Genomic DNA, 13130 nt, shown 5'->3' on the forward strand with positions numbered 1-13130 from the left:
CGCCGCGCGACACCGTCCGCCGCGCGACACCGTCCGCCGCGCGACACCGTCCGCCGCGCGACACCGTCCGCCGCGCGACACCGTCCGCCGCTTGACGTCGTCCACCGGGTGACGCCGTCACCCCGCCCCCCTCCTCCCCCACACCGCGTCCCGGCACACCTGCCTCGCGGCCCCGCTTACGCTGGACGGCGATGAGACGCAGAAGTCGTGTTCCGGCGGCGCCGCTGCCCCAGTGCCGCGGGGTCGATCCGGTGCGGGTGCGGTTGCCCGTGGACGGGGCGTGGGACACCGTCCGGGAGCATCTGGTGGAGCGGCTGTCGGGCGCGGGCCCCGGTGTGGTCGACGAGATGTTCGACGCGGGGAAGATCGTCGGGGCGGACGGCACGGCGGTGGCGGCGGACGCGCCGTATGTGCCGGGGATGTTCGTGTGGTTCCACCGGGAGCTGCCCGAGGAGGTCCCGGTGCCGTTCCCGCTGCGGATCGTGCACCGCAACGAGCACATCGTCGTCGTCGACAAACCGCACTTCCTGGCCACCACCCCGCGCGGCAGCCATGTCGCCGAGACCGCGCTCGCCCGGCTCCGCCGTGAGCTGGGCGTGCCCACGCTCAGCGCCGCGCACCGGCTGGACCGGCTCACCGCCGGGCTGGTGCTGTTCACCGTGCGGCCCGAGGAGCGGGGCGCGTACCAGACGCTGTTCCGGGACCGCCTGGTGCGCAAGGAGTACGAGGCGGTGGCGCCGTACGATCCGGCGCTCGCCCTGCCCCGGACCGTGCGCAGCCGGATCGTGAAGGAGCGCGGCTCGCTGACCGCCGTCGAGGTGCCGGGCGAGCCGAACGCGGTCAGCCGGATCGAGCTGATCGAACACCGGGACGGCCTCGGCCGGTACCGGCTGGTGCCCGCCACCGGGCAGACCCACCAGCTGCGGGTGCACATGAACGCGCTGGGGGTGCCGATCCTCGGCGATCCGCTCTACCCGGAGGTGACCGCCCCCGCCGCGCCCGGCGACTTCCGCGACCCGCTGCAACTGCTCGCGCGGGAGCTGGAGTTCACCGATCCGGTGACGGGGGCGGCGCACCGCTTCCGCAGTACGCGGACGCTCGCCGCCTGGCCCGGTCAGTAGCCGCGCCACCAGCGCAGGAAGCGCTGCAGGGCGCCCGGCCCGGGCTCCGGCTCCGCCTCGGGCTCGTGTTCGGGCTCCGCGACGGCGGCGGCCGGCTCCGCGGGAGGCAGCTCCGCCGACGGCGTCTGCGGCGAGGGCATCTCCGCCGGGGGCACCTCCAGCTCCGCGGGGAGCGGGTCCCAGACCGAGCCCCTCGGCGGGTTCGGCGTGTGGCTCGGCATCTGGTCGATGTCCTGCTGCGGCCTGGGCACGAACCGCACTGGCAGCTCCACCAGATGGCGGGAGGCGATGGACTCCCGCCACTCCAGCTCGTCCTCCTCGCAGTCGAGCTGTACGTCCGGCAGCCGCCGCAGCACCGCGTCCACCCCGACGTCGGCGATGACCCGGCCGATGTTCTGGCCGGGGCACTCGTGCGGTCCGCCGCCGAAGGCGAGGTGTGACCGGTTGCCCATCATGCTGGCCTTCAGGTCCGGCCGGATCCGCGGGTCGATGTTGCCCGGCGCGGGCGCGAACAGCAGCCCGTCGCCCCTGCGGATCTGCCGCCCGCCCAGCTCGGTGTCCTGCTTGGCGAAGTAGGCGAACACCGTGCTGAACGGCGGCTCGTCCCACAGGGACTGCTCGACCGCCTGCGCCACGGTCATCTGGCCGCCGTTCAGCTGGGCCCGGAAGCCCGGGTGGGTGAGGACCATGCGCAGCGCGTTGGCGAGCAGGTTCGCCGTCGCCTCGTACGCGGCGATCAGCACCACCCGCAGGTGCTCGCGGATCTCGTCGTCGGTCAGCCCGGCCTCGTGCGTGACGAGCAGCCCGGCGATGTCCTCGGCGGGCTCGGCCCGCCGGCGCGCGGTGAGCCGGGCCAGGGCCTCCTGGATGTACGCGTTGCTCGCGATGGCGGTCTCGGTGCCCTTGAGCATGTCGCGGGCGCAGTGCACGATCCGGTGGCTGTACTCCTCCGGCATGCCCAGCAGGTCGCACATCACCGCCATCGGCAGATGCTCGGAGTACTGGTGGACCAGGTCCGCCTCGCCGCGCTCGCAGAACTCGTTGACCAGCGCCTGGGCACGGCGGTAGATGGACCGGCGCATGATGCGGTGGTTGATGGGCGCCATGGCGCTGGTCACCGCGGAGCGCAGCCTGCGGTGCTCGTCGCCCTCCGCGTGGGAGCAGACGGGCTGCCAGGCGATGTGCGGCATCAGCGGGTGGTCGGGCTTGACCCGGCCGTCCAGGAGCGGGGTCCAGATCCGGCTGTCGCGGCTGAACACCGCGGGCGTGTTCACCAGCCGCAGATTCTCCGCGTGACCGAGGACCACCCAGATCGGTACGTCGTCGTGGAGCAGCGCGGGCGCCACCGGGCCGTGCTCGGCGCGCAGTTCCTCGTACAGGGAGCGCAGGTCCAGCGGCTGGGGGCCGTACAGCCGGCGCAGCCCGCCGGCCTGGAGTCCGTGCGCGGGGCAGCCCGGGGGCGGGGCCGGGGTGCGGTCGTCCGTACCGGTGGTGGTGGGGATGTCAGACGTCACGGTGGGTCGCTTTCCAGGCGTCTTGGGCCGGTCGTCACTTGAGCCGGCCGGTCAGGGCGAGGTTGTGCAGGAAGCGCATCAGCGTCATGAGGACGTCGCGGCTGGAGGCGCGGCGGCGGGCGTCGCACTCGATGATCGGGATCTCCGGCTCCAGGTCGAGGGCGGTGCGCAGCTGCTCGACGGGGTAACGGGGCGCGTCGGGGAAGGTGTTGACGGCCACCACGAACGGCACGCCGCGCTCCTCCAGGCGACCCATCACATCGAAGCTGACCTGCAGGCGCCGGGTGTCGACGAGGACGACCGCGCCGAGCGCGCCCTCGAACAGGCCGTTCCACAGGAACCAGAACCGCTCCTGGCCGGGGGTGCCGAACAGGTACAGCACCAGCTTGTCGGAGATGCTGATCCGGCCGAAGTCCATCGCCACGGTGGTGGCGGTCTTGGTGTCGGAGCCGAAGTTGTCGTCGACCCCGATACCGGCCTGGGTCATGGTCTCCTCGGTGGTCAGCGGCCGGATCTCGCTGACCGAACCGACCATGGTGGTCTTGCCGACGCCGAACCCGCCCACGATCACGATCTTCACCGCGGCCTGTGCCGTGTGCGGCAGCTGGTCCTCCGCGCGCGGGCCGGGGATGGTGTCAGAGCTTTTGAAGTCCATGCATCACCGCTTCGAGGAGGGAACGGTCGGGAAGCGCCTGGCGGACGATCGGGGCGCGCGCCTGCACCAGTCCGGCCGACAGCAGGTCGGCCAGCAGCGCGGAGACCACGCTGAACGGCAGCTGGAGGTAGGCCGACAGCTCCGCCCCGGAGAGCGGGGACTTGCACAGCCGGACCACCGCGGCCTGTTCGGGCGGCAGCGAGCTGGGGTCGTCGGCGCGCGCCACGATCAACGTGACCAGATCGATGTCGGCGGGTCCGCCGTCGCCCTCGCCGATCAGATAGAGCCGTTCGGGGTGCTTGCCCTCGTTCTCCTGCGGGGGTGCGGGTTCCGGTTCCTGCCGGGGGGTGCGCCTCTGGCGTCGCGGAGGAGTCATACGCTCCGCCCGTTCCGCCGGGGCGGACTGGTGAGGTGGGTGCCGAGGCGCACGATCAGGTCCCGCATCCGGCCGCTCATCAGCCCGGGTTCGGTGCGGACGTCGGACAGCACGGCGATGTAGGCGTTGGGGCCGGCGTTCATCAGATAGAAGTAGCCGCCGTCGACCTCCATCAGCAGCAGCCGCATCTCGCCCGTCTCGCTGGCGTGGATCTCGCCGGTGAGGGCGTGGGCGAGGCTCTGCATGCCGGCGCAGGCCGCGGCGACCCGGTCGGCGGCGTCGGGGTCGCCGCCGTAGCGCGCGATGCGCAGGCCGTCCGCCGACAGCACCACGATCATCTCGATGCCGAGCGTCCCGTCGACGAGGTCGCGGAGCATCCAGTCGATGTTTCCTTGCTGCTGGATCACGTGAGGTCCCCCTTGTCCTCGGCGTCGGCGTCGGGCTCGACGCCGGCGTCGGCGTCGGCCGGTCGGTGCTGGTTTTCCTTGAGCAGGTGCTGGTAGGCCGCCGGGTTGACGGTGAAGGCGGTCGGGTCGCCCGGGTTGTCCTTCTTCAGCCCCTCGTAGAAGGCCTCGACCCACATGCCGGGCAGGGGCCGTTCCTTCTCCGGCTCCGGCTCGGGTTCCGGCTCCGGTTCCGGCTCCGGCTCGGGGTGCAGCGGTGCCCACGGGTTGTCCTTGATCTCCTGGGCGGCGGCCCGCTCGGCGGCCTCCTTGACGGCCTGGTCCCAGGCCGCCTCCTCGGCGATCCGCTGGCTGAACGAGGTCTTCACGCGGCTGCGGCGCTGCGGCAACCCGTTCTCGGTCCACTCGGTGACCACGGGGATGTCGTCCTCGAGGGACACCCCGGCCGGGATGCGCGGGTTGGTGGGGCGGCGGATCTTCGGCTTGCGCTGGGGGCCTTCGAGGGCGTCCGGCGGACGCGGGGCGATGGACTGGGCGCCGATGCCGTGCGGCACGAGGCCGAACACGCCGGGCTGGTCGGTCATCATGATCCGCGGCAGCACCAGCACGGCCCGCAGGCCTCCGTACGCCGAGGAGCGCAGGGAGATCTGCATGTCGTACTCCGTGCACAGACGGCCGACGACGGCGAAGCCGACCCGCGGCAGGTCCTCGATGACCTCCAGGTCGGAGCCCTCCATGGCCATGGCCAGCAGGTCCTCGAGGCGGCCGCGGGACTCCTCGTTGAGCGGCGGGCCGCAGTCCTCGATCTCGATGGCCACGCCGTACTGCACCTCGTGCGCGGTGACGTGCACCCTGGTGGTCGGCGGCGAGTAGCGGGTGGCGTTGTCGAGGAGTTCGGCGAGGGCGTGGATGACCGGCTCGACGGAGACGCCCCGGATGTTGACCCGGGCGATCGACTTCAGGTCGATGCGCCGGTACTCGAGGATGCGGGACATGGCACCGCGCAGCACGCTGTAGAGCGCGACCGGCTGCGGCCACTGGCGTCCGGGCCGGCCGCCGCCGAGGACGGAGACCGAGTCGGCGAGGCGGCCGATCAGGGCGTTGCCGTGGTCGATGCGCAGCAGGTCCTGGAAGACCTCGTGGTTGGTGCCGTGGTCCTCCTCCATCTCGCGCAGTTCCTTGGCCTGCTGGTGGACGATGGCCTGGACGCGCTGGGCGACGTGCACGAAGGACTGCTGCGCGCCCTGGCGCCGGGTCACTTCGCTCTCGACCGTGTCCAGCACCCGGTACAGCAGGTCGGCCTGCGGTTTGCGCAGGTCGCGGAAGCCCGGCTCGAACTGCTCCAGGCGGGTGACCGCCTCATGGGTCCGCATGCCCTTGCGCAGCCACTTGACCGCCCGGGGCAGCACGTCCTTGGTCAACCGGTCGACCAGCAGGTCCTGTTCGGCCAGGCGCTGCTCCAGCAGGGCGGTGCGCCGGGCGTGGTCGGCCTGCTGGCGGCGCAGTGCCCGGCCGCGCCGGGCCGCCTCGGCCGCCGTCAGCACGACCAGCAGCGTGGCGATGCCGCCGCACAGTCCGACCGCGAGCCGGGCCGCGGGCACGACCACGGCGACGGCGGCTCCGGTCGCCGCCGCCATCACTATGGCCGGCGGCAACAGCACGCGCGCGTAGGGGAGTTCACGGCGCGGACGGGTTTGAACACTCACCATGTGGGCCCTCTGAAACGAATCGACTGGGTGTCGGGCGAGGTTGCGGGGGGAAGAGTCATGGAAACGTTGGGGCATTCACGACAAAGGGGAACAGACGCACGAATCAGCGCAACTCGGTGCGCTGCGGGCGAGCTTAGTCCGACCGGATCATCGGCGTGTCATATTCAGCAACCGCCTGAAGCGGGCCGCGGACACGGGGTACGCTCGACTCCATTTGCACAGTCCGAGTTCATTCGCACACGTGTGGTAATGATGCGCGGACACACGAAAGCCGCCCACCGCAACGGGTGAACGGCTCACGTGACGGAACGACGACTCACTCAAGGGGCGCGGGGAACCGCGCGACCGGCCAGGACGCACCCGCACCCGCGCACGGCGGACCACCCCACGGTGGACTACCCCACGGACGAGTAGGCGACGACGCCCCGCAGCAACCCCTCGACCGCCTTGCGCGCGGCCTTCGGCACGGTGGAGCCCTCCGCGGGAGCCGCCGCCTGGATCTGCCCCAGCACGTCGATCACCTGCTTGCACCACCGCACGAAGTCGCCCGCCGGCATCTCCGCCTCACGCAGCACCTCGTCGAGCCCCTTCCCGGAGGCCCACATGTACGCGGCCCAGGCGAAGCCGAGATCGGGCTCTCGCTGTCCGACGCCCTCGGTCTGACTGATGCGGTACTCCTCCTCCAGGGCGTCCAGCCGCCCCCAGATCCGCACCATCTCACCCAGCGCGGCCTTCGCCTTGCCGGACGGCAGCTTCGGCGCGAGCGCGTCGTCGCCGACCCGCGCCTCGTACACCAACGCCGAGACGCACGCGGCGAGTTCGGCCGGCGCGAGGCCTTCCCAGACCCCGGCCCGCAGGCACTCGCTGGCCAGCAGGTCCAGCTCGCCGTAGAGCCGGGCGAGCCGCTTGCCGTGCGTGGTGACCTCGTCGTCGCGCAAGTAGTCCAGCTCGGTGAGCAGCGCCACGATCCGGTCGAAGGTCCGCGCGATGGTGTTCGTCCGGCCCTCGATGCGGCGCTCCAGCTGCTTGGTGTCCCGCAGCAGCCGGTGGTAGCGCTCCGCCCAGCGGGCGTGGTCCTCGCGGTCGCTGCACCCGTGGCAGGGATGCGCCCGCAGGGCCGCCCGCAGCCGGGCGATCTCCCGGTCGTCGGCGGCCTGCGAGCGGCGTTTGCGGTGCCGGTCCGGCTCGATGTGCCCGGCCTTGGTGCGCAGCGCCGACGCCAGGTCGCGCCGGGACTGCGGCGAGCGCGGGTTGAAGGACTTCGGGATCCGCATCCGCTCCAGCGGCTCGACCGGCACCGGGAAGTCGATCGCCGCGAGCCGCTTGACCTGCCGCTCGGCGGTGAGCACCAGCGGGCGCGGCCCGTCGTAGTGGTCGAAGCCGCGGTGGCCGTTGGAGCGTCCGGCGGGCAGGCCCGGGTCCAGCACCAGCGCCAGCCCGGCGTACTTGCCGGTCGGGACGTGGATGACGTCACCGGGCTTGAGCCGTTCCAGCGCGACCGCGGCCTCGGCGCGCCGCTGGGCGGCGCCCTGCCGGGCCAGCTCGGTCTCGCGGTCCTTCAGCTCCCGGCGCAGCCGCGCGTACTCCTCGAAGTCGCCAAGGTGGCAGGTCATGGAGGCCTTGTAGCCCTCCAGGCCCTCCTCGTTGCGCTGCACCTGGCGGGAGATGCCGACGACCGACTTGTCCGCCTGGAACTGGGCGAACGAGGTCTCCAGCAGCTCGCGCGAGCGGTGCCGCCCGAACTGCTCGACCAGGTTGACCGCCATGTTGTACGACGGCTTGAAGCTGGAGCGCAGCGGATACGTGCGGGTGCCCGCGAGTCCGGCCAGGTGCTCGGGGCTCATCCCGCGCTGCCACAGCACGACCGCGTGGCCCTCGACGTCGATGCCGCGGCGGCCGGCCCGGCCGGTCAGCTGGGTGTACTCGCCGGGGGTGATGTCGGCGTGCTGCTCGCCGTTCCACTTGACGAGCTTTTCCAGGACCACCGACCGGGCGGGCATGTTGATGCCCAGCGCCAGCGTCTCGGTGGCGAAGACGGCCTTGACCAGCCCGCGGACGAACAGCTCCTCGACGACCTCCTTGAAGGTCGGCAGCATGCCCGCGTGGTGGGCGGCGATACCGCGCTCCAGGCCCTCCAGCCACTCGTAGTACCCGAGGACGTGCAGGTCCTCGCGCGGGATGGACGCGGTGCGCTCCTCGACGAGCGCCCGCACCCGGTGGCGCGCCTCCTCGTCGTTGAGCCGCAGCCCGGCGTACAGGCACTGCTGGACGGCGGCCTCGCAGGCGGCGCGGCTGAAGATGAAGGTGATGGCCGGGAGCAGGCCCTCGGCGTCCAGCCGCTCGATGACCTCGGGGCGGCTCGGCGTCCAGATCCGCGAGCGCTGGCGGCGCTCGCGCTCCCGGTCGGCCTCGCGCATCGCCCGGCCGCGCCGGCGGTCCTGGTACGACGGCCGGGTCGCCTCCATCCGCGCCATGCGGGTGAGGTCGGGGTTGACGGCCTTCTTGTGGCCCTCGCCCTCCTCGAACAGGTCGTACATCCGGCGCCCGGCGAGCACGTGCTGGAACAGCGGCACGGGCCGGTGCTCGGAGACGATCACCTCGGTGTCGCCGCGCACGGTGTCCAGCCAGTCGCCGAACTCCTCGGCGTTGGACACGGTCGCCGACAGCGACACCAGCGTCACGGACTCGGGCAGGTGGATGATCACCTCTTCCCAGACGGCGCCGCGGAAGCGGTCGGAGAGGTAGTGCACCTCGTCCATGACCACATAGCCGAGACCCAGCAGGGTCTGCGAGCCGGCGTACAGCATGTTCCGCAGCACCTCGGTGGTCATCACGACCACCGGGGCGTCGGAGTTGACGCTGTTGTCGCCGGTGAGCAGGCCGACCTTCTCGGTGCCGTAGCGGCGGCACAGGTCGTTGTACTTCTGGTTCGACAGCGCCTTGATGGGTGTCGTGTAGAAGCACTTCTTGCCCTGCCGGAGGGCGAGGTGGACGGCGAACTCGCCCACGATCGTCTTGCCGGAGCCGGTGGGAGCGGCCACCAGCACGCCCTTGCCCGCCTCCAGCGCCTGGCAGGCCTCGATCTGGAAGGGGTCGAGGCCGAAGTCGTACATCTCGCGGAAGGACGCGAGTGCGGTGGCCTGCTCGGCTGCCCGCCTGCGGGCTGCCGCGTACCGCTCGGCCGGTGAGAGGTCCTGTGTCATCGTGCTTTCGAGCGTACCGGGCCGCACTGACAACAGGACGATCATTATCCGGATCCGGTCCTGTGAATCCGGCGATAGCCCCAGCTCAGGGGCGTATCACCCGGACCGCGGCGGGCACGCAGCGCGCGGTCAGCGGCAGCGGTCCGAGGGGCTCTCCGTCGGCGTACCCGGTGATGCCCGCGGCGGCGATCTCGATCTTCGCCGCCCGGTGGACGGTGACCTTGGGATGGTCGACGTGCCCGCCCCGGTACACCCTCGGGAAGACCCGCAGCAGGGTCCGCCGCGTGCAGTCCCCGACCACGGTGATGTCGAACAGCCCGTCGGTGAGGTCGGCGCCGGGACAGATCCGCATCCCGCCGCCGTACGACGATCCGTTCCCGACCGCCACCAGCGTCGCCTCGACCTCCCGTACCGCGCCGTCGTCCAGGGTGATCCGGTAGGGGAAGGGCCGGAACGCGGCCAGCTCGGCGAGCATCGCCAGGTCGTACTTCAGGCGTCCGGCGGGCCACCGCATCCGGTTGCCCCGGTCGTTGACCCGGGAGTCGAAGCCGGAGGCCAGTACGGTCCCGAACCAGCGGTCCCCCACCCGGCCGAGGTCGATGTCGTCCAGCCGGGAGCCCTTGAGGGCGCCGGCGATCAGCCGGCCCGCGGCGGCCGGGTCCCGCACGGGCAGGCCGAGCGCGCGGGCGAAGTCGTTGCCGGTGCCGACGGCGACCAGGCCGAGCGGGACGCGGGTGCCGGCGACGGCCTGGAGCGCCAGGCCCGCCATGCCGTCCCCGCCGACAGCGATCAGCGCGCCGGTGCCGTCCGCGACGGCGGCACGCGCGCGGGCGAGGGCGTCCCCGGCGTCCGTGCCGAGGACCGTGCGGACCGAGAATCCGGCCGCCCGCAGCGCGCAAGCGGCCGGCCGCGCCGCACCGGCGCCCCGGCCGCGGCCCGCGGTGGGGTTGACGAGGAGGGTGATCTCGCTGGTCACGCCAGTGACCCTACGAGCTGTGCCCCGGTCCTCAGGTCACGTCGTCATAACCGTTGACCCGGTCCCTGGTGGCCTGCTCGGGCAGCGCGGGGGCGGTCGCCACGGGTTCGACCTCGCCGATGTCCTCGGGGGTCAGATCCAGCTCGGAGGCCTCGTCGTCGGCCGGGCCCAGGGCCTCGCGGCGCCGCCGGCGGGCGTCGTTGACGAGGGAGAAGGCCACCGCCACGAAGTACAGCACCCAGATCGGGCCGGCGAGTCCCAGCATGGACACCGGGTCGGTGCTGGGCGTGGCGACGGCGGCGAAGACCGTGATGCCCATGATCATCCCGCGCCACCAGCCGGCCATCCGCTTGCCGGAGATGGCGCCGGTCAGGTTGAGCATGATCAGCAGCAGCGGCAGCTCGAAGGAGAGGCCGAAGACGACGACCATGCGGGTCACGAGGTCCAGCAGGTCGTCCAGGGGAAGCAGGTTGTCCACGTCGATGGGCGTGAACTCGATCAGCACCTGGGCGGTGGTGGGCAGCAGCTTGTAGGCGAAGAAGGCGCCGCCGAGGAAGAGCGGGAAGCCCGTGCCGACGAAGACGTACGCGTACTTCTTCTCGTGCCGGTGCAGACCGGGCGCGACGAACGCCCACAGCTGGTAGAGCCACACCGGCGCGGCCAGGACGACACCGGCCATCAGGGAGACCTTCAGCGCGAGCGTGAACGGTGTGAGCAGACCGTTGATCGTGATGTTCGCGCACGGATCGGCACTGTCGCCGGCCTTCGCCAGTTCCTCGAAGGTCTGCTTGCAGCCGACCGACTTCAGGATCGGCTCGGTGAAGAAGTTGATGATGTCGTTGTAGAAGAAGGCGGCGACGACCGTGACCGCGACGATCGCCAGCAACGCCTTCGCGAGCCGGTTGCGTAGCTCACGGAGGTGCTCCGCGAGGGGCATCCGCCCCTCGGGATCCTTCTCCTTCTTGCGGGCAGACTTCAGCAACCCACGTTCCCATCTCGTGCGGCGGACCGGGAGTCACCGGCCCTGCGTCAGCGCTTGGTCGTGTCCGTCGGCTCGGTGACCGGACGGGAGCTGGACACGTCGCCGGGGGCGGCCTGGATGACGCGCTGAGCGGGGGGCTGCTCGTTGCCGGTGTGCGGCGGGTCGGCCGGCGCGGAGGTCTTGTCGTCCTCCTTCATCGCCTTGGCCTCGCTCTTGAGGATGCGCGCGGACTTGCCGAGCGAGCGGGCCATGTCCGGAAGCTTCTTGGCGCCGAACAGCAGGATGATGACGACGAGGATCAGAATGATCTCGGTAGGTCCGAGCCGTCCCATAAGTCTTTACCTTCTCACCGAGGCGGGTGGGTGGGTGGCTGTCCGACCGGTCGGACAGGTGTCCGAGCGTCCGGGCCGACAGCGATCGTAACGCTCAGGGGTAAACGTCCGGCAATCCCCGTGCGTACTCCCGGTCCGCGGTCCGGGCCTCGTTTTCCGGACCGCGACCGTCAGCGTACCTGCCGGGTGGGTCAGGTCGACAGGGCGAAGCGGCCCAAAGCACATCAACCGGCAGGACCCACAGGGGCCGCACCGCGCACCTCACAGGGCGTCCGCGGAGCGGGCCGCGCTGACGGCGGCGCGCTCCAGGTCCTCCGCGGCGCGGTTGATCCGGCGGGCGGACTCCGTCACCTGCAAGCCGAGGCGCCGGGCCTCGACGAACACCCGTACCGCCAGCACGCCGAGGACGGCGAGACCCAGGAAACCCACAGCTACCGCGAACATCGGCCAGAACATGACGCCGAGCCTAGACCGTCTCAGACGGTGGAGTGGAGCCGCAGGGTCCGCACCCCGCCGCCGGTGAGCAGTTCGACGATCCGCTCCCCCGCCGGCTTGCGGACGGCCGCCCCGCACTCGGGACAGGTGAAGGAGTAGAACGTCGTACGGCTGCTGGCGCCGATGGCCAGCCGCAGGGCGCTCGCGGCGAGTTCGAAGCGGCCCCGGCAGTCCGGGCAGCCCGCCTTGAACACCACCGGGGTCACCGCGCGCATCCCGGCGAACGCCGAGGCCACCGACACACCCGGCGCACCGGCCGCCGACTCGCTCACAGTCCCTGCTCCTGCCTCTCGAACAGCCCGTGGTGGTCGTCCCCCGGCACCCGCTCCGCCGGTGCCTGCGCCGGTGCCGCGGTCCGGTCGTCGTACTCCCCCGGCGCCTCGACCTCCTCGTACGCCGCCAGTGCCTCGCGGGCGGCGCGGCGGGCGCTCTCGGCCAGCTCGGCCGGGGCGACGATCCGGCCGTCGGCGCCCAGGCGCAGCGCGAGCCGGCGCAGCGAGGCCGGGTCGGGGGTGCGCAGGGTGATCCGCAGTCCGCCGTCGGCGAGCTCCTCGGCGCTGTCGTGCGGGTAGTACTCGGCGACCCAGCGGCCGGCTGGGCCGACCTCCACGATGACCTCGGGGTCCTCGGCGGCGGGCTGCACCAGGCCCTCCGACAGGTCGCGCAGTTCGATCTCGGGCGGCGCGGACGGCTCGTCGAGGATCCTGATCTCGGCGACCCGGTCCAGCCGGAAGGTGCGGCGCGCCTCGGAGCGGCGGCACCAGGCCTCGACATAGGTGTGGCCGACGCTGACCAGCCGGATCGGGTCGATCTCGCGCTCGGTGACCTCGTCGCGGGCCGGCGAGTAGTAGCGGATCCACAGGCGGCGGCGCTCGGAGATGGCGCGGTCGACGTCGGCGAAGACGCCCCCCTCGGACTCGAAGGTGACCGAGAGGCGGGAGCTGGCGCCCGCCGCCTCGCCGGCCGCGGTCTCCACCTTCGCGGTGGCGCGCAGCAGCGCCTGCCGGTCGCTCTCGCGCAGCCCCGGCAGGGTGGCCACCGCGCGGGCGGCGACCAGCAGCGCGGTCGCCTCGTCCGCGGCGAGCCGCAGCGGCTCGGCCGCCTCGGCGCCGAGCGCGGCGGGGTTGTGCCACCAGATGCGCTCGCCGTCGGTGTCGATGTCGAGCAGATCGCCGCCGCGGAAGCTGGTGCCGCACATGGGCAGCACGTCGAGGTCGGAGACCAGCTCCTCCTCGGTGATGCCGAAGGCGCGGGCGACGTCCTCGATCCGGGCGCCGGGGCGCTCCTTGAGGTACGTCACCAGGGAGAGCATCCGTCTGGTCTGGTCGATGGCGTTCACGGGCCTGACCGGTTTGCCTGCCAC

The 13130-nt window shown here is 72.0% G+C and carries 13 protein-coding genes; 1 reads left to right on the forward strand and 12 read right to left on the reverse strand.

Annotated features, from left to right (window positions below):
- Positions 1-191 precede the first annotated feature (191 nt).
- Positions 192-1121, forward strand: coding sequence for an RluA family pseudouridine synthase (locus AB0K92_RS19585; protein ID WP_365924458.1), 930 nt, complete (start codon positions 192-194; stop codon positions 1119-1121).
- Here AB0K92_RS19585 and AB0K92_RS19590 read toward each other — a convergent pair.
- From AB0K92_RS19590 to AB0K92_RS19645, 12 genes are all read right to left on the reverse strand, one after another.
- A complete protein-coding gene (locus tag AB0K92_RS19590) occupies positions 1115-2635 on the reverse strand; it encodes a cytochrome P450 (RefSeq protein WP_365924460.1) in 1521 nt (506 codons plus the stop codon). The two genes, AB0K92_RS19585 and AB0K92_RS19590, sit on opposite strands and share 7 nt — an antisense overlap.
- 34 nt (positions 2636-2669) lie before the next feature.
- Positions 2670-3290 (reverse strand): ATP/GTP-binding protein, encoded by a 621-nt coding sequence (locus tag AB0K92_RS19595; protein ID WP_165996916.1) that lies wholly within the window; start codon positions 3288-3290, stop codon positions 2670-2672.
- Positions 3271-3666, reverse strand: a complete 396-nt coding sequence (locus AB0K92_RS19600) for a DUF742 domain-containing protein (protein ID WP_365924462.1) — start codon at positions 3664-3666, stop codon at positions 3271-3273. Before AB0K92_RS19600 ends, AB0K92_RS19595 begins: the two co-directional genes overlap by 20 nt.
- On the reverse strand, positions 3663-4073 hold the full coding sequence (locus tag AB0K92_RS19605; RefSeq protein ID WP_365924464.1) for a roadblock/LC7 domain-containing protein: 411 nt from the start codon (positions 4071-4073) through the stop codon (positions 3663-3665). Before AB0K92_RS19605 ends, AB0K92_RS19600 begins: the two co-directional genes overlap by 4 nt.
- The gene (locus tag AB0K92_RS19610; protein WP_365924466.1) at positions 4070-5779 is read right to left on the reverse strand and encodes an ATP-binding protein; all 1710 of its coding nucleotides are present in this window, start codon (positions 5777-5779) and stop codon (positions 4070-4072) included. Before AB0K92_RS19610 ends, AB0K92_RS19605 begins: the two co-directional genes overlap by 4 nt.
- 395 nt (positions 5780-6174) lie before the next feature.
- Complete coding sequence (locus AB0K92_RS19615; protein ID WP_365924468.1) at positions 6175-9027, reverse strand: DEAD/DEAH box helicase; 2853 nt, start codon at positions 9025-9027, stop codon at positions 6175-6177.
- A 40-nt stretch (positions 9028-9067) separates the two neighbouring features.
- Positions 9068-9958, reverse strand: coding sequence for a diacylglycerol kinase (locus AB0K92_RS19620; RefSeq protein WP_365924470.1), 891 nt, complete (start codon positions 9956-9958; stop codon positions 9068-9070).
- Positions 9959-9989: 31 nt separating this feature from the next.
- Positions 9990-10940: a twin-arginine translocase subunit TatC gene (tatC, locus tag AB0K92_RS19625; protein WP_365924472.1), complete on the reverse strand. Its 951-nt coding sequence runs from the start codon at positions 10938-10940 to the stop codon at positions 9990-9992.
- A gap of 47 nt (positions 10941-10987) precedes the next feature.
- Positions 10988-11272: a Sec-independent protein translocase subunit TatA gene (gene tatA, locus AB0K92_RS19630; protein ID WP_165996929.1), complete on the reverse strand. Its 285-nt coding sequence runs from the start codon at positions 11270-11272 to the stop codon at positions 10988-10990.
- 261 nt (positions 11273-11533) lie between these two features.
- Positions 11534-11728 carry a hypothetical protein gene (locus AB0K92_RS19635; RefSeq protein WP_165996931.1) on the reverse strand — a complete coding sequence of 65 codons (195 nt, stop codon included), beginning with the start codon at positions 11726-11728 and terminating at the stop codon, positions 11534-11536.
- 20 nt (positions 11729-11748) lie between these two features.
- Positions 11749-12039, reverse strand: coding sequence for a hypothetical protein (locus AB0K92_RS19640; protein ID WP_165996933.1), 291 nt, complete (start codon positions 12037-12039; stop codon positions 11749-11751).
- The gene (locus tag AB0K92_RS19645) at positions 12036-13130 is read right to left on the reverse strand and encodes a WYL domain-containing protein (protein WP_365924476.1); all 1095 of its coding nucleotides are present in this window, start codon (positions 13128-13130) and stop codon (positions 12036-12038) included. Before AB0K92_RS19645 ends, AB0K92_RS19640 begins: the two co-directional genes overlap by 4 nt.

The organism is Streptomyces sp. NPDC052687 (genome assembly GCF_040678395.1).
Lineage (GTDB): Bacteria > Actinomycetota > Actinomycetes > Streptomycetales > Streptomycetaceae > Streptomyces.

Coding starts and splice junctions, on each gene's coding strand:
- AB0K92_RS19635 (WP_165996931.1), bottom strand. CDS start 11,728: ATGTTCTGGCCGATGTTCGCGGTAGCTGTGGGTTTCCTGGGTCTCGCC.
- AB0K92_RS19600 (WP_365924462.1), bottom strand. CDS start 3,666: ATGACTCCTCCGCGACGCCAGAGGCGCACCCCCCGGCAGGAACCGGAA.
- tatA (WP_165996929.1), bottom strand. CDS start 11,272: ATGGGACGGCTCGGACCTACCGAGATCATTCTGATCCTCGTCGTCATC.
- AB0K92_RS19595 (WP_165996916.1), bottom strand. CDS start 3,290: ATGGACTTCAAAAGCTCTGACACCATCCCCGGCCCGCGCGCGGAGGAC.
- AB0K92_RS19615 (WP_365924468.1), bottom strand. CDS start 9,027: ATGATCGTCCTGTTGTCAGTGCGGCCCGGTACGCTCGAAAGCACGATG.
- AB0K92_RS19585 (WP_365924458.1), top strand. CDS start 192: ATGAGACGCAGAAGTCGTGTTCCGGCGGCGCCGCTGCCCCAGTGCCGC.
- AB0K92_RS19610 (WP_365924466.1), bottom strand. CDS start 5,779: ATGGTGAGTGTTCAAACCCGTCCGCGCCGTGAACTCCCCTACGCGCGC.